The following is a 16,229-nucleotide window of genomic DNA, read 5'->3' as shown; positions in this document are numbered from 1 at the left end:
ACGAAAGGCCCGGCCGAATCTTTCATCCGGCTCACGGAGGCCGTTCACACCCGAGCACTCTGCAGCCGGAACCTGAAATCAATCTGAGATCGGCCTGATCCTTCTTCGCCGGGAGGGGAGGTTCGCCGGAGGGCTGCGGGAACCGCACCGCCGCGGCGGCGGGAGGGCGGGATCCGGCGCCCCACACCCTCGCGTACCCCGGCAGAACCCCCCTGACCTGCGATGGATGGGGGACTGGAGTCAGATCCGAGAAGCCGGGAAGGGCGCCGGACGGCCCCCGAAACGCCTCTCATGAAATCCACAGATCACTCATCTTCTTCATAGAGAATTTCTCATACACGCCCGGAGGGCCATCCGACCGGGATTCTCGACCTGTGATCCGAAACACATGAACTTCCGCAAAGAAAGCACAGTTCTTTTTCGGGATGTGCTCAGGAATTCCTCAGCGACGGCGCCGGTCCCGGAGGACGCCCGTCCGGCCGCCGCCGTCGGCCCCCTCGCGCATGCCCGCCTCACCCCGCCGAGTCCTCCCACGCTCCGCCCCCGCCCGGCACCACGTCACCGCCTCGATCCACATCGAGCCGGACGGGCTGACCCTGCGGGTGTACGACGACGGGCCGGGCATCCCGCAGGAGGTGCTTCCCCGGGTGTTCGGCCGGTTCGCCCGCGGCGACGGTTCGCGCTCCCGGCAGCCCGCTGCCGATCAGGCGTTTCCCCCGTTTCCCGGTGGCCGGGCGACGGAAATCACTGCCGGTTACACTGGGGTTCGCCGTCGTCCCGGGCTGCCGGATCTCCGTACCTGGTAGGACGGAGGGAACACCCGCCCTGTGAACCGCGGGTCAAAGGAGTCTGCATGCCAGCCGAAGGTGCGAACGCGCTCTCCATCTCGTCCGGGTCACGCGGGGCTGTCATCGTGGTCCACGCGAGCGGCGAGCTCGACTACGACTACGCACCGGCGTTCCGGCGGGAGCTGACCCAGATCTGGGGTCTGGGTCAGGACGCCGCGCCTCCGCCACCGCTACGGCGGTCGCGCTACGGCCCGCCGAACCTCCCGTCGCCGGGGTCCGCCGTCTCCCCGCTTCCCCCTCTCCCACCGGGAATCCCCTCGCCCGCGGAAATCCTCCCCCTTCCGGAGACCACCTCGCCCGCGGAAATCCTCTCCCTCCCGGAGACCACCTCGCCCGCGGAAATCCTCACCCCGCCGTGGGTCATCCTCGATCTCTCGGGGCTCACCTTCTGCGACTCCACCGGCCTGGCGGAGCTGCTGTGGACCCTGCGCCGCAGCCAGGAGGCCGGGATGCACCTGGTCCTGGCCGGGGCGAACCGGACGCTGTGCCACATGCTGGCCACCACCGGGCTCCTGCCCTATTTCACACTCGCCACCTCGGTGGAGGAGGCGCTGGAGCAGGCGGAGGTCAGGACGGCGGAAGAATGGTGACGTGCAGGCGGACGGTGGTGCCGCTCTCCGGCGTCGAGCGGATCTCCACCAGGTCGCAGAGCTGGTGGACCAGCCACAGGCCCCGCCCGCCCGGCAACTGAGGAGTGGGGCGGCGGCGCCCGGCCATGGGGTCGTCGATGACTCCGTCGTCGTGGAACTCGCAGACGAGTGTGCCCTGCCGCACCCACGTGCGCAGGGTGCCGTGCCCGCCGCCGTGGGTGATGCTGTTGGCCGCCACCTCGGTGACCGCGACGAGCGTCTCCCGCAGCCGCTCACCGCCCAGGCCGTGCTGCACAGCGCACGCGGTGACCCTCTCCCGCACGGCCGCCAGGTCACCGCGCCCGTAGGGGAACTCCTCGGACGGGTCGCAGGCCTTCTCCAGTTCGTCCCAGGCGAAGGGCTCGTCGACGTAGGCGTCGGAGGCACGGTGGGCACCGCTCTCCATCACGTAAGGGTGGCACCGGCTGATCTTGCGCATCTCCTCGGGATCGACCGTGCCGGTGTCGTACGGGCAGAGCAGCCACCACGCGGGCGAGCGGGTGAAGGCGAGGTTGAGCAGCCACTCGTGGTAACGGATTTCGGCGATCTCCGCGGCACCGCGCCCGATCCAGCCGGTCTCGCCGATGCCGCGCACACCCCGGCCCCGGCCCGCGTGCTCGACGACCCACCGCTCCCAGGCGGGGATGAGCCGGGCGGGGTTACGGCCGAGCACGGCGGTGTCCATGAACAGCACCCGGGGGTCGGAGCCCACCGGCTCGGCGCGGAGGATCTGCTCCCTGTCCTGGGGCACGGAGACCAGGACGATCTCGTCGGCGGCCAGCGCGTCGTGGATGAAGGACAGCGCGCCGGAGAGGAACTCCTCCTCGCCCGAATAGGAGTAGAGCTCATGGCGCAGGCCGTCGGCGCGCTCCCCCCGAACGGTCTCGGCGCTCATCGTGCCAGCTCCACGGGTACATCGTAGGTACCGTAGCCGAGCATCTCCCAGCACAGCCGCACGGTCGCGTTGGCGCCCTCCACCGTGATGCGGCGGACCCGGGAGTGGGTCGCGGCCTCCACGAGCGCGCGCATCCCGGCGGCGTCCATCAGCTCCAGCTCGTCGAAGCGGAGCCGGAGTGTCGGAGCGAGCGCCGCCGCGGTGACCAGCGCGGCCCTGAACACCTCGGCGCCGTCGGCGTCGACCGCCCCGCACACGCTCCAGACACCCGGACCGGAGTTGTACATCCGGAACGACGGCGCCGACCGTCTCGGCTCCGATTCGAGCTCCAGGTGGTGCACGCAGGCCACGTGGCCGAGCGCGGCGCCGAAGCGGTCGCCGCCGTACGCGCAGACGACGATGGCCTCGCGGTCGGCGACGAACTCGTCCAGGCGGAGCTCGTGGGCGAGGAGCTCGTCCACGTCCACCCCGGGTGGCACCAGCTCGTCCATCACGGCCAGCACGCGCAGGGCCCGGTAGCCCTGGCGGCCTGCCCTGTCGGCCTCGCGCCGCACCAGGCCGAGCATGGAGCCGATGCCGGCGGCCGCGTCGGCACCGGCCGAGCGCGGGTCGACGACCACCGCTCCCCGTGTCCCGCCGGTGAACGCGGACGTGTCGAGCAGCGACCCGACGATGACCACCTTGTCGCCGAAGAGCTCCCCGTCGGCCAGGAACGTGGAGGTGACCGCCTTGTACCCCTGGTGGCCCAGCGCCGGGTCGACGATCCAGCACACGTGCTCGCCGATCTCGACGGGGTCGAGCGTCGGCATGGTCCCCGACCTCCGCACCGTGAACTCACCTCGCCTCGCTGCGACGCCTCCCGCGGTAGCCTAACGGCCCCGCGACGGTCGTCCCCGACCGTACGGCCCCTTACCCACGGCCCGGCGTGAAACCCGCGCTCCCCTTCGGAACCCGTGTCTCCCCGGGGCCCGCGGCGGGGCGGGACGCCTCCGGAGAAGTTCTGAGACGTATGTCAGAGAAAAGCCCTCATTAGCCTGACAACTGGGTCAATATCTTCTTACTGGGAAGTCCACTCCCTGGAAAGTGGGTCCCGATGCGGAAGATGTTGCCGCGGATGAGCGCGGAGTCACTGCCCGAGAAGCTGGACGAGCTGCCCGTGGAGCCCAGGGAGTTCCTCGCCCTCGTCTCTGTGGACTTCACCGGGACCTACCAGGTCTACCTCGCGGCCAAGGACGAACGCATCAAGATGACGCGGCTCTCCATGAGCCTGCTCGCCGCCCCGTTCGCCGCCGCGATCGCGCTCGCCAGCTCGAAGGTCGTCAACCCGGTCGCGCTGACCACCTGGCACGGCGTGCCGTGGTACCTGTTCGCGACGATCGCCGGGTTCGGGCTGCTCAGCGTGGTGCCCTTCCTGCGGCTGATCGAGGCGGTCAACGCGCACATGCGGACCGCGCGGGCGCTCAACAACTTCCGCCTGCTCTACGTGGTGCAGCTCAAGGACCACTTCTCGGCGCTCGGCTGGACCCCCAACCTGCCGGTCGACCCCCGCTACCCGGAGACGTACGCGCCGCTGGCCTGGCCGGGGATCAACGTGATGATGCTGGCCCTGGTCAACAGCGCCTACATCGCGGTGGGCGTGCTCGGCCTGATCGGGGCCGCGCCCACCGCGGCGCTGCTGCTGGTGATCATCGGGCTGGTCTCGCTGATCCACTACTTCCTCTACTACGTCCGCGCCAACGTCTCCCGGCAGCGGCGGCTCCCACACAACCCCTTCCATTTCCCCAACGTGGAGACCTGAATGCCCGACCTCCTCAGATTCCCGTCTTGTGGGGAGACGTGGATCTGGCTGATGCGACACGTGAGAGACAACGGCGGGCCCGCCCTGGACGACCGGGGCCCGATCATCGAAGCCCCGGCGGTGCTGTTCGAGATCACCGGGCTGACCTGGGACGATCCGGTGCTGAAATGCTACGGGGACACGGGGAAGATCCCGCTGTACTCCGGCAAGTTCACCGAGCGGGCGATCATCCCGCCGTTCAAGTACAGCTACGGCGGGCGGCTCCGCCAGCTCCTCGGCGTCGACCAGCTCGGCTGGATCGCCGACGTGCTGCGCGCCAAGCCGTACTCCAAGAGCGGCTGGATCTCCCTGACGGTCCCCGGTGAGTCTGCGGACGCGGTGCCCTGCCTGACCAGCCTGGCCTTCCGGCTCCGCGCCGGGCGACTGGTCATGACCGCCGCCTTCCGATCGCAGAACGCGTTCACGGCCTACCTGAACTACGTGCCGCTGCGTAGTATCCAGACGGAGGTCGCGGACGGCCTCACGGTGGGCTGCGGGTCGATGAGGGTCTTCGTCGACGTGCCTCACATCTACGCCGCGGACGAGGCGACGGTCGAGGAGATCCTCCAGCTGTCGGAGCACGATGGGCTCGGCGAGGGAGAGTCGGCACCGGGACCTGCTCGTCGATCCGGACGGGACCGTGGTCGGCTACGCCCGGACTGAGCGGCCGGCACTCCACGAGATCCACCACCGGTTCTTCCGTACCGGCCCGGCGGAGTTCGTCGGGCGGTTCCACGCGGCCGACGAGCCGCTCCGGGCGACCTGCCGCGAGCGCCGGGTGAGCCTGGCCGGGACTTCTGCCGGGTGAACCGGACCGGGGCGTCTCCCGCCCCGGCATCGCCGGGCGCCGCAGCCGGTGCCGACCATCAGTGGCTGTGCCCGTCGGCGCCGTGCCCGTCGGAGTCGCTCCCGCCGGCGTCGCGCCCGCCCGTGGGGGTGGGAGCGGGGGACGGGGTCGCGTCGGCCTTCTCGCCGGGCTCGGTGCCGGACCCGCCTCCGACGCCCGGCACGGTGGCCGCGGTGAACTCGGCGGTGCGCACGGTGCCGGCGTGCTGGAAGTCCAGGAAGAGCCGGTACGTCCCCGCGCTGGGCACCTCGGCGTGGAAGGTGATCCCGGGGCCGGGCGCGGTGCGCCCGTCGCCGGGCTCGCCGTCGGGGTGCACGTGCAGGTAGGCCAGGTCACCGTCGCGCAGTGCGACCAGGTGGCCGTACGCGCCCAGGTAGGGCTGCAGGTCGGTGACCGGCCTGCCGTCCTTGGCGACCGTGAGCGTGAGCCTGCTCATCCGCCCGGGGACGAGGTCTCCGGCGAGGGTGACGGCGTAGTCGCCGACCTCGGCCGTCCGCGCGGGGACCGGCAGCGGCTCGGGCCGGTAGTCGCCCGCCGCCGCCAGGTCCATGCCGAGCGTCATGCCGCCCGCCCCCTCCGGGGCGAAGTCGGCGAACGCGCGGTACTCCCCCGCGGCGGGGAGGGTCAGGGGGACCGACCAGATCCCGTCGCCCTTCTCGACCGGGTGCAGGTGCTGGAAGCCGGTCAGGTCGCGGCGGACCACGATGAAGTGGAGCCTCTTCCCGTGCTGGGTGGTGAACCGGGTGACCGGGTGACCGTCGGGGCCGATCACCGAGAAGCGGAAGTCGGCCCGTTCCCCCGCCTTGACCTCGCCGGTCTCGGGCAGGAGTGTGTATCCCCCCTGGGAGATCTGGAGCCCGCCGGGCACGGTGGCCGGGCCGGGGCTCACCGGGGCCGCCGCGGTGGCGGTCTCACCCCGATGGCCCGCGCCGTGGGGGGTCTCGACCGCCACCTCGCCGATCGGGCCCACCACCCGGCCCGCTCCCAGGGCCCCGCCGAACACCACGGCCAGCCCCAGCGCGTACGCGCCCACCTTGATCGCGCCGTTCATCTTCCCCTCCTTCATACCCACAGGGGGTATTTTATCGCTCGACCACAGTGCCACAAAACATCCCTTCACGCAACCCCCCAGGGGTATATGAGGGGTCGTACCGTTCTGCCTGGCCGGATTCACCCGGCTTCGACTACGAGGTTGAGGACACTCCCGGCTGCCGGGCCGCGCCCGGCATGAGGGTCGCCGCGATCCGTCGGGACACGCCGCGTCATCCGTCATCGGTTCCAGGCGGAATCCAGGCCCCGGTCACGCGGCCGCCCGCGGTACCGGCGCCGGTGCCGGCAGGCGAGCCGGCGGACTCCGGCAGAACCCCGCCTGCCGCGTCTCTTCGAGCGAGCTGACGGTCTCCAAGGTCGAGGACACGGCCCTGACCGTGCGGTGAAAGGACAACAGCGAGGACGAGGACTCCTTCGAGCTGTACGTCACCGACCTCGACACCGCGGAGCAACAGGTGCAGACCGTGCCGCCGAAGGCCGGAAAATGGCAGGTCGACTGTCGCGTCGAGGGCTTGAGATCGCCGGGCGACCATCTGATCAGGGTGCGACCCGTCCGGGAGAACGCTACGTCGACATGATGGACCAGTTCGACGAGGTCATCCGGCTCGGCCGGATCCCCCAGACACAGCTCCACCAGGTGAACCTGCGGATCTCCGCGCTGAGCTCCAGTTCGACAGCGGGAACGGGGAGATCTTCGCCGACAGGATCAGCAGTGGCAGTCCCGTCAGCAGTGGGGCGCCCAGGTGCTCGAAGAGCCAGTACACGGTCGAGGCGCCTGGTGTGCCCGGTGAGGTGTAGATCGGGTACACCGATCAGGCGCCCAGGAAGCCGTTCAGCACCCGTCTACGAGCGCGATCACAACGGCCACCGGCGTCACGGGCAGCACCGGCGCGGGTCCTCGCAGGTAGGCAGTGTGCCGCACCAGATTCTCGCCGTTTGTCACGATACGCATTGTTGCTCGCTTGTCGGCCTACGAGATTCCGGCGGGGGCCTGCGGGGACCGGGCGGCCGGTCACGGGGTGCGGCGGAAGGCGCGGAGGCTGTCCGCGGGGGCGGCACCGCGGCCGGCGGCGAAGCGGTGGCGCGGGGTGTCGGCGCCGCCGTCCGCGGAGCGACGCCGACCCGCGGACCGTCAGGACGGCAGGCGGCGGACGCGCTCGGCGGCCGGGTCGTACAGCGGCTCGGCGGCGACGGCGGCGCCCACCCAGGTGACGGTGACGCGGACCTGGACGCGCTCGCCGGCCGCGGTGCCCGCGGGCAGGTAGGCGTAGGCGATCGAGCGGTCGACGCGGTGGCCGTACCCACCGCTGGTCACCCGCGAGGCCGGCCGGCCGTCGACGCGGACCGGCTCGCCGCCGAGGCACACCTGGCGGGAGTCGTCCAGGACCAGGCAGAACAGGCGCCGGGCGGGTGACCCGGCGGCGTCCAGGGCGGACCGGCCGACGAAGTCCTTGTCGCGGGCGACCGCGAAGCCCAGGCCGGCCTCGTGGGGGGTGGTCTCCGGGGTGATGTCCAGGCCCCAGACCCGGTAGCCCTTCTCCAGGCGCATCGAGTCGATGGCGCGGTACCCCGCCGGGCGCATCCCGTACGGCGTACCCGCCTCGACGAGCGTGTCCCACAGCGTCAGCCCGTACTCCGACGGGCAGTACAGCTCCCAGCCGAACTCGCCGACGAACGTCACCCGCTGGGCCAGCACCGGGACGTTGCCGACGCTGATCTCCCCGGCTTTCATGTAGCCGAAGGTCAGGTCGTCGCCGGAGACCGAGCCGAGGATGTCGAGCGCCCGCGGCCCCCACAGGCAGTAGCAGGCGTGAGCGGAGGTGACGTCTCGGACGTCGAGCCCGCGCCCGCGGAGCCAGGCGGCGTCGTGGACGCCGAAGGCGGTCCCGGTGACCAGGCGGAAGCGGTCGTCGGCCAGGCGGGTGACGGTCAGGTCGGCCTCGATGCCGCCGCGCCCGTTGAGGAGCTGGGTGTAGACGACCGAGCCCACGGGCCTGTCGAGCTGCCCGGCGCACGCCCGCTGCAGCCCCTCCAGGGCGCCGGGACCCGACACCTCCAGCTTGGCGAAGGAGGTCTGGTCGAACAGGCCGGCGGCGTCCCGGGTGGCCAGGCACTCCTGGCGGACGGCCGGGGACCAGATCCGGCCCGCCCATCCGTCCGGGCGCGCGTCATGGCGGCCCGTCCCGCCCGGGACGGCACCGAGCGCGGTGCCGGATCCCGTGCCGGCCCCTGCGCCGGGCGCGGTGCCGGGCACGGCGTCGGAAACGGTGCCGGGCGCGGCGTCGGAAACGGTGCCGGGCGCGGCGTCGGAAACGGTGCCGGACCCCACGCCGGACACGGCGCCGGGCACGGCGTTGGACTCGAACCAGTTGACCCGCTCCCAGCCCGCCTTCTCGCCGAACGCCGCCCCCAGCTCCACGTGCCGCACCCACGCGGGGGAGCGGCGGAGCGGCCGGGCCGCGGTGCGCTCCTCCCCCGGGTAGACGATGTCGTAGTACTTGGAGTAGGAGTCCAGCGCCCTGGCGCGGGCCCATGAGGCCGAGCGGGCGTGGCCGCCGAAGCGGCGCAGGTCCATGCCGAACACGTCGTACTCGGGCGAGCCGTCCACGATCCACTCGGCCATGACCTTGCCCACGCCGCCGGCCGCGGCCAGGCCGTGGACGCAGAACCCGGCCGCGGCCCAGAGCCCGCGCACCGGGGTCTCGCCGAGCAGGAACTCCCCGTCGGGGGTGAACGCCTCCGGTCCGTGGACGACCTTCACGATCTCGGTGCGGCCCAGCTCGGGGACCCGCCGCACCGCCGAATCCCACGATTCTTGAAATTTCGGCATATCGGCTGGAAAGAGGGTCCGAGGCTCAGCCAGCGGGGTGGCCGTGTCCCAAATCTCGGGATTTCGGATATATCCACCGACCAAAATCCCGCCACCCTCCTCGCGAAAATAAACGATGTTGTCCGGATCCCGGACCGTGGGCATAGAGGAGGAGACCTCGAAAGGTTCGGTGACGACATACTGGTGTTTGATCGGTACGACGGGGATGTCCACCCCGGCCAGCCGCCCGACCCGCCCGCTGGCGGCACCCGCCGCGACGACCACGGTCTCCGCCCGGACCGACCACTCCTCGCCCCCCGTGGCGAGCCGGACCCCGGAGATCGCGCCGCCCGCCACGTCGAGGCCCGTCACGCGGGTGCCGGTGAAGATCTGCACGCCCAGCTTCTCCGCCCCGGCGGCCAGTGCCCTGGCCAGCAGCGCGGGGTCGAGCCACCCGTCCCCGGGCAGCCAGAGCGCGGCCCGCACGTCGTCCGTGTGGAGCAGCGGGAGCATCTCCCCGGCCTCCCGGCCGGAGAGCATCGCGAGATCCAGGCCGTAGGTCTCGGCGGCCCCGGCCAGCCGCAGCGACTCCTCCACCCGCTCGGGCGTGGTGGCCAGGCGGAGCCCGCCGACCCCGCGCCAGCCCGGGTCGAGTCCGGTGAGCTCGGCCAGCTCGGGGTAAAGGCCGGCCGAATACATAATCATTTTGGTCTGGGTGACGGTGGAGCGGAGCTGGCCCACGAACCCGGCCGAGTGCCAGGTGGTCCCCTCGGTGAGCCCGTGCTGCTCGACCAGGACCACCTCGGTCCAGCCGAGCCTCGCCAGGTGGTACGCGACGCTGGAACCGGCCACCCCGCCGCCGATCACGACGGCCCGCGCAGAGCTGGGAAGTTTCAAGGTCCGCAACCCCTCTGTAACAACGTGTCCGCAGAATCGGATCAATGGTCTGAAGGTAGGCCAAAGGAGTGCGGCATGCCAGATGCTCTAGAGGACGTCCGCAAATGGGCCGGACAGCCCGTAACCGAGACTCCGATCAAGGGTGGGCTGAGCCACCGGATCGCGCGGCTGGACACGTCCGACGGGCAGACCTGGCTGTTGCGTGTGCTGGATCCGCGCGTCTCGGCGGCGGGTCTGGGCATCCCGCTGGAGCAGGAGATCGCCAACACCCTCCGCGCGGCCGACGCGGGGGTCGGCCCGAAGGTGCTGCACCGGATGCCCGGCGCGCTGCTGCTGGAGTATCTCGACGGCGTCACCCTCGACGCGCACGCGGTACGGACGCTCCCCGGCCCCGTCGCGGCGGCCTGCCGCCGCCTGCACGCCGGGCCCAGGTTCGTCAACGACTTCTCCATCTTCCGCAAGCTCGACGAGTTCCTCGCCCTCTGCCGTACCCACGGGCTGAGCGCTCCCGACGGGTACGAGGACTGTCTGCCCGCCGCGGCGGAGATCGAACGGGCGCTGGCGGCCGACCCGCTGCCCACCGTGCCGTGCCACAACGACCTGCTGCCGCAGAACTTCATCCGGTGCGGCCCGGAGGTCAGGATCGTCGACTACCAACTCTCCGGGAACAACGACCCGGCCTTCGAGCTGGGCGACATCGCCGCCGAGGCGGACTACGACCCGGACCTGACCGCCCGGCTGACCCGGGCCTACTTCGGCGAGGACGATCCGCGCCTCGCCTCCCGGGTCCGGCTCAACCTGATCATGTCCAACCTGACCTGGACCCTCTGGTTCGCCGTGCACCACGGGCTGCTCAAGGAGCAGGCCGCCGACGCCGGCTTCGACTACGACGCCGAGGCGGCCGACAAGTTCGCCCAGGCCGTGCGGGATCTGAACGACCCCGCGTTCGGACGGCTCATCGATGACGTCCGGGGCGTACGCCCCGGATCCCCCCCACCCCCCGCACCACCGCGCAAGGAGGCTTGAGTGACCAAGCCAGTACCGGCCAAGATCGACGAGGACGCGAAACGGCTCGCCGAACTCGGTTACAAGCAGGAGCTCGCCCGGACCTGGAGCGGCTTCTCCAACTTCGCCATCTCCTTCTCGATCATCTCCATCCTGGCCGGCTGCTTCACCACCTTCGGCCAGGCCTGGAACAACGGCGGCCCCATCGCCATCTCCTGGGGATGGCCCCTGATCTCGATCTTCATTCTGATCATCGGCCTCTGCATGTCGGAGCTGGTGTCGGCCTACCCGACCGCCGGGGGCATCTACTGGTGGGCGGCCAAGATGGGCAGGCCGGTCCACGGCTGGTTCACCGGGTGGTTCAACCTCATCGGCCTGATCGCGGTGACGGCCTCGGTCGACTACGGCTGCGCGACGTTCCTGAACATCACCCTCAGCCGGTTCATCCCGGGCTGGACGCCCGACCTGACCAGCACGTTCGTCCTGTTCGCGGTCATCCTCGCGCTGCACGCGCTGATCAACGTCTACAGCCACCGGCTGATCTCGGTGCTGCAGAACGTCTCGGTGTGGTGGCACGTGTTCGGCGCCGCGGCCGTCGTGCTGATCCTGGTCTTCGGTCCCGACTCGCACCAGTCGATGTCGTTCGTCTTCACCGAGACGATCAACAACTCCGGTTTCTCCGACTCGTCCTACTGGTTCTACGTGCTCCCGCTCGGCTTCCTGCTCACCCAGTACACGATCACCGGCTTCGACGCGTGCGCGCACGTGTCGGAGGAGACCCAGGGCGCGTCCACCGCCGCCGCCCGGGGCCTGTGGCAGTCGATCTTCTACTCGGCGATCGGCGGCTGGATCCTGCTGCTGGCCTTCCTGTTCGCGGCCACCGACGTGGAGGCGGTCAACAAGGCGGGCGGCTTCGTCGGCGCCATCTTCGACAGCGCGCTCCCCGGCAACCTGGCCACGGCGATCTTCGCGATCTCCACCATCGGCCAGTTCTTCTGCGGGATGAGCTGCGTGACGTCCATGTCCCGGATGACCTACGCGTTCTCCCGCGACGGCGCCGTCCCGGGCTGGCGGCTCTGGTCGAAGGTGGACGCCAACCGGACCCCGGTCAACGCCATCGTCTTCGGCTGCGCCGCCGCCCTGGTTCTCGCCCTCCCCGCCCTGTACGAGGCCCCCGGCGGACTCCCGCTGGCCTTCTACGCGGTCGTCTCGGTGGCGGTCATCGGCCTGTACATCGCCTTCGCGATCCCGATCTGGCTCCGGCTGCGGATGGGCGACGCCTTCCAACCGGGCCCCTGGACGCTGGGGTCGAAGTACCGGGTCATGTGCTGGATCGCCCTCGTCGAGATCGTCATCGTCTCGGTCTACTTCGTCATGCCGCTGGTCCCCGCGGCGGTGCCGTTCAGCGCGGACTTCACCTGGACCGCGGTCAACTACGCGCCGATCGTGGTCGGCGTGATGGTCCTGGGCGTCGGGCTGTGGTGGGCCCTGTCGGCCCGGCACTGGTTCACCGGGCCGCGCCGCACGATCGACGAGAAGGAGTGGGTCGGCTGACCGGCTGACCGGCTCCCGGGGGACGGCCGTCCGGTCGTCCCCCCCGCGTCAGCTCGCTTCGAAGGCCTCCGCCACCGCCGCCCGGACCCGGTCCATGGACGCCGCGGCGGGGGCCTCCCGCTGCAGCGACGTCATGTCGACCTCCGGCATGCCGCAGGGCACCGCCCAGTCCCACGGGGTCAGGTCGCCGTCGACGTTGAGGGCGAACCCGTGGCTGGTCACGCCCCGGCTCTGCCGCATGCCGATCGACACGATCTTGCGGCCTGTCTCGCGCGTCCACACGCCCGTCAGCAGCTCCGAGCCGGGCGGGGTGTCGCGGCGCTCGGCCGGCACCCCCAGCGCCCCCAGCGCCTCGACGAGCCGGAGCTCGACCTCCCGGACGTAGTCGACGATGCCCTCACCCTCGCCGAGCTTGACGATCAGGTATCCGACGAGCTGGCCGGGACCGTGGTAGGTGAGCTGCCCGCCGCGGCCCGTGCTCACGACCGGGATGCCGTGAGACGGGTCGGGCAGGTGCTCCTGAAGGGTGCGCCTGCCCACGGTGTAGACCTGGGGGTGGCTGAGCAGCCAGAGCGTGTCGGGGCGCTCGTCACGCTGCCGCTGACCGACCAGGTCGGTCATCTGCTCCATCGCCTTCTCGTAGTCGACCAGGTCGTCCTGGATCAGGGACAAAGGGCGTTGCCTCATGCCCCCAGCTTATTTTCCCCGGCGGGTCGCCGGCGTCCCGGGGACGGTCGTCAGTAACGGACCGCCGCCGGCGCCTTGGGAACGAAGATCCACATGAGCACGTAGACCACCCAGAGCGGCCCGGGGATGAGGGAGAGCAGCAGCCACAGCACCCGGACGAGCGTGGGCGACCAGCCGAGACTCTCCGCGATCCCGCCGCAGACACCGGCGATTATCTTGTGGTTTCTCGAACGGTGCACTTCGTTTCCTCCCGAATCGGCGTTCTTCATCAGGTCAAACGAATGGCCAAGAAGGGCGTGTTCCCCCGGTGACCCTGAGAAAACCCTGACAGGGTCAGCTTCATAACTATTCGCGCAACTCCCCGTTACGGACTCTAGGCGGGGACGGTTGATCACGGTACTTTCCGCCTTGTACGCCATAGGGGACCCCCCTTTCGTTCCACCCCGAGGAGCGTTATGCGCCTGACGTTACGACGCAGCATGGTCCGGGCCGCCACCCTGGCCACGGCCGTCGCTCTCCCCCTCGTCCTCACCGCACCGGCGGGCGCGGTCACCACCACGCCGGACGTCCCCGACGTCCTCGCCAACGTGCTGGCGAGCCAGATCAAGGGCAAGAACGTCAAGAAGCACCTGGACAAGTTCCTGGAGATAGCCCAGGCCAACGGCGGCAACCGCGCCGCGGGCACCCCCGGATACGACGCCTCCCTCACCTACGTGCAGAACAAGCTGCGCAAGGCCGGATACAAGACCTCCACCACCGACGTCGAGTTCCCGATCTCGTGGGAGGAGTTCAGCCCTCCGGTGCTGGAGCAGAAGGCCCCGGAGGCGAAGACCTACGCCACCCCGGCCGACTTCGTGACCGTGACCTCCTCCTCGGGCGGTGACGTGACCGCGGAGGTCCAGGTCGTCGACGCGATCATTCCGCCGCCGCCCACCCCGAACACCTCGACCGCGGGCTGCGAAGCCTCCGACTTCGCCGGGTTCGTCCCCGGGCGGATCGCGCTGATCCAGCGCGGCACCTGCCCGTTCGTCGACAAGGCCACCAACGCCAAGGCCGCCGGCGCGGCCGGTGTGATCTTCTTCAACGAGGGTCAGCCGGGCCGTACCGACCCGTTCGCCTTCGACATCGTCGAGTGGCGCTTCGGCTTCCCGATCGTGTTCACCAGCACGGCCGTCGGCCTGGACCTGGCCGACAGCCCGAACACGACCGTGCGCCTGAAGGTGGACGCCAAGACCACGGTCGGCCAGACGAAGAACCTGATCGCCGAATCCCGCTGGGGCAAGCCCGGCGAGGTCGTGATGGTCGGCGCCCACCTCGACAGCGTGCCCGAGGGCCCCGGCATCAACGACAACGGCTCCGGCAGCGCCGCCGTCCTGGAGACCGCGCTGAAGCTGGCCCACGTGCCCACCAAGAACAGGCTGCGCTTCGCCTGGTGGGGCGCCGAGGAGCTGGGCCTGCTCGGCTCGGAGCAGTACGTCGCGGGCCTGTCGCAGGCCGAGCGGGACAAGATCAGGCTCTACCTGAACTTCGACATGGTCGCCTCGCCGAACGACGCCACCTTCCTCTACGACGGTGACGACTCCGACGCCGAGGGCTCCCCCGCCGGTCCCGCCGGGTCGGCCGAGATCGAGAAGCGCCTGGAGGCCTTCTACACCAAGCGCGGCCTGCCCTTCGAGGGCACGGACTTCGACGGCCGCTCCGACTACGGGGCGTTCATCGCCAACGGCATCCCGGCCGGCGGCATCTTCACCGGCGCCGAGGTCATCAAGACGCCCGAGCAGGCCGCGAAGTTCGGCGGGACCGCGGGCGTCGCCTTCGACCCCTGCTACCACTCCGCCTGCGACGGCATCGACAACATCAACGCCGCCGCGCTGGAGCGCAACTCCAAGGCCGTGGGCTACGCCACCGCGTTCTACGCCTACGACCTGTCGTCCATCCCCGACCGTGACGCCGCGGCCGCCGCGAAGGCCGCCGCCCGGACCGCCGCGCCCGCCGCGCCCGTCCACGGGGAGGCCGCCCGCTAGTCACGGCGGCCACCAAGCGCACCACCACGCTGTACGGCGCGCACCCGCCCCGGGTGCGCGCCGCTCGGGGGACCCCCGCACCCTCCCCACCCGAGGAGCATGATGCGCAAACTGTGGACAACGGGCATGGCGGCGATCCTGGCCATCCCGCTGGCGTTCACCGCACCGACCGCACCGGCCGCGTCGGCCGCCGCCCCACCGGACATCCCGCTGGCCGCCGTGAAGGCACACCTCACCCAGCTGCAGTCCATCGCCACCGCCAACGGCGGCAACCGCGCCCACGGCCGTCCGGGCTACCTCGCCTCGGCGAACTACGTCAAGAACCTGCTGGACGGAGCCGGGTTCACCACCACCCTGCAGTCGTTCACCTACAACGGCGCCACCGGCTACAACGTCATCGCCGACTGGCCGGGGGGCGACCCGAACGACGTGCTCATGGTCGGCGCCCACCTCGACAGCGTGGCCGCCGGACCCGGCATCAACGACAACGGCTCCGGCAGCGCCGCCATCCTGGAGACCGCCCTGGAGGTCTCCCGCCAGGGCCTGTCGCCCGCCAAGCACCTGCGCTTCGCCTGGTGGGGCGCCGAGGAGCTGGGCCTGCGCGGCTCCCAGTACTACGTGACCAACCTCCCGGCCGCCGAGCGGGCCAGAATCAAGGGCTACCTGAACTTCGACATGGTCGGCTCCCCCAACGCCGGCTACTTCGTCTACGACGGCGACGACTCCGACGGGGTCGGCTCGGGCCCCGGTCCGGCAGGCTCCGCGCAACTGGAGGCGACGCTCCAGGCGTACTTCACCTCGATCGGCGTGCCCACCCGGGGCACCGACTTCGACGGCCGCTCCGACTACGGGCCGTTCATCAACGTCGGCATCCCCGCCGGGGGCACGTTCACCGGCGCCGAGGGGATCAAGTCCAGCGCCCAGGCCACCCTGTGGGGCGGCACGGCGGGCCAGGCGTTCGACCCGTGCTACCACCGGGCGTGCGACACCACCGCGAACATCGACGACACCGCGCTGAACCGCAACGCCGACGCGATCGCCCACGCGGTGTGGACCATCGCCACCGCGGTGCCCCCGGCCGTCGTCTGGCAGGACACCTTCGAGACGGCCACCGGCTGGACCGCGAACCCCGCGGGCACCGACACCG

At 70.8% G+C, this 16,229-nt stretch carries 14 protein-coding genes; 8 read left to right on the top strand and 6 right to left on the bottom strand.

The annotated features are described in order from the left end of the window. The first annotated feature begins 425 nt into the window (after nt 1-425). Entirely contained in the window at nt 426-806 is a 381-nt protein-coding gene (locus tag ABD841_RS24280; protein WP_344976147.1) for an ATP-binding protein, read from the top strand. 47 nt (nt 807-853) lie between these two features. After that, the gene (locus ABD841_RS24275; RefSeq protein WP_344976144.1) at nt 854-1,438 is read left to right on the top strand and encodes an STAS domain-containing protein; all 585 of its coding nucleotides are present in this window, start codon (nt 854-856) and stop codon (nt 1,436-1,438) included. On the opposite strand, the gene ABD841_RS24270 is transcribed toward ABD841_RS24275, so the two are convergent. Continuing rightward, nucleotides 1,416-2,372: an anti-sigma factor RsbA family regulatory protein gene (locus ABD841_RS24270; protein WP_344976141.1), complete on the bottom strand. Its 957-nt coding sequence runs from the start codon at nt 2,370-2,372 to the stop codon at nt 1,416-1,418. The two genes, ABD841_RS24275 and ABD841_RS24270, sit on opposite strands and share 23 nt — an antisense overlap. Next, nucleotides 2,369-3,181, bottom strand: a complete 813-nt coding sequence (locus ABD841_RS24265; protein WP_344976138.1) for an MEDS domain-containing protein — start codon at nt 3,179-3,181, stop codon at nt 2,369-2,371. The genes ABD841_RS24270 and ABD841_RS24265 overlap by 4 nt, the downstream gene beginning before the upstream one ends. Before the next feature lie 305 nt (nt 3,182-3,486). On the opposite strand from ABD841_RS24265, the gene ABD841_RS24260 reads away from it, so the two are divergent. Together ABD841_RS24260 and ABD841_RS24255 are read left to right on the top strand one after the other, a co-directional pair. After that, complete coding sequence (locus tag ABD841_RS24260; protein ID WP_344976135.1) at nt 3,487-4,170, top strand: hypothetical protein; 684 nt, start codon at nt 3,487-3,489, stop codon at nt 4,168-4,170. 51 nt (nt 4,171-4,221) lie between these two features. Further along, complete coding sequence (locus ABD841_RS24255; protein WP_344976132.1) at nt 4,222-4,872, top strand: thymidylate synthase family protein; 651 nt, start codon at nt 4,222-4,224, stop codon at nt 4,870-4,872. 203 nt (nt 4,873-5,075) lie between these two features. On the opposite strand, the gene ABD841_RS24250 is transcribed toward ABD841_RS24255, so the two are convergent. Together ABD841_RS24250 and ABD841_RS24245 are read right to left on the bottom strand one after the other, a co-directional pair. Further along, nucleotides 5,076-6,107 carry a hypothetical protein gene (locus tag ABD841_RS24250; RefSeq protein ID WP_344976337.1) on the bottom strand — a complete coding sequence of 344 codons (1,032 nt, stop codon included), beginning with the start codon at nt 6,105-6,107 and terminating at the stop codon, nt 5,076-5,078. Between the two features lie 1,131 nt (nt 6,108-7,238). Continuing rightward, nucleotides 7,239-9,812 carry a GcvT family protein gene (locus tag ABD841_RS24245; protein ID WP_344976129.1) on the bottom strand — a complete coding sequence of 858 codons (2,574 nt, stop codon included), beginning with the start codon at nt 9,810-9,812 and terminating at the stop codon, nt 7,239-7,241. A gap of 75 nt (nt 9,813-9,887) precedes the next feature. Between ABD841_RS24245 and ABD841_RS24240 the strand changes: the two genes are divergently transcribed. Next, complete coding sequence (locus ABD841_RS24240; RefSeq protein WP_344976127.1) at nt 9,888-10,838, top strand: phosphotransferase; 951 nt, start codon at nt 9,888-9,890, stop codon at nt 10,836-10,838. Continuing rightward, nucleotides 10,839-12,371, top strand: a complete 1,533-nt coding sequence (locus tag ABD841_RS24235) for an amino acid permease (RefSeq protein WP_344976124.1) — start codon at nt 10,839-10,841, stop codon at nt 12,369-12,371. It begins immediately after the preceding gene. 48 nt (nt 12,372-12,419) lie between these two features. Here ABD841_RS24235 and lipB read toward each other — a convergent pair whose 3' ends face one another. Together lipB and ABD841_RS24225 are read right to left on the bottom strand one after the other, a co-directional pair. Beyond that, nucleotides 12,420-13,058: a lipoyl(octanoyl) transferase LipB gene (gene lipB / locus ABD841_RS24230; protein WP_344976121.1), complete on the bottom strand. Its 639-nt coding sequence runs from the start codon at nt 13,056-13,058 to the stop codon at nt 12,420-12,422. A gap of 50 nt (nt 13,059-13,108) precedes the next feature. Then, the gene (locus ABD841_RS24225; RefSeq protein WP_344976119.1) at nt 13,109-13,297 is read right to left on the bottom strand and encodes a PspC domain-containing protein; all 189 of its coding nucleotides are present in this window, start codon (nt 13,295-13,297) and stop codon (nt 13,109-13,111) included. A 216-nt stretch (nt 13,298-13,513) separates the two neighbouring features. Between ABD841_RS24225 and ABD841_RS24220 the strand changes: the two genes are divergently transcribed. Next, nucleotides 13,514-15,082 (top strand): M28 family metallopeptidase, encoded by a 1,569-nt coding sequence (locus ABD841_RS24220; RefSeq protein ID WP_344976116.1) that lies wholly within the window; start codon nt 13,514-13,516, stop codon nt 15,080-15,082. Between the two features lie 99 nt (nt 15,083-15,181). Further along, a partial coding sequence (locus ABD841_RS24215) for a M28 family metallopeptidase (RefSeq protein ID WP_344976114.1) occupies nt 15,182-16,229 on the top strand: 1,048 nt, incomplete at its 3' end.

It is taken from the genome of Streptosporangium fragile (assembly GCF_039534445.1).
Classification (GTDB): Bacteria; Actinomycetota; Actinomycetes; order Streptosporangiales; family Streptosporangiaceae; genus Streptosporangium; species Streptosporangium fragile.
The sequence above is the reverse complement of the archived record's forward strand: the minus strand, read 5'-3'. Positions and strand labels throughout refer to the sequence as shown.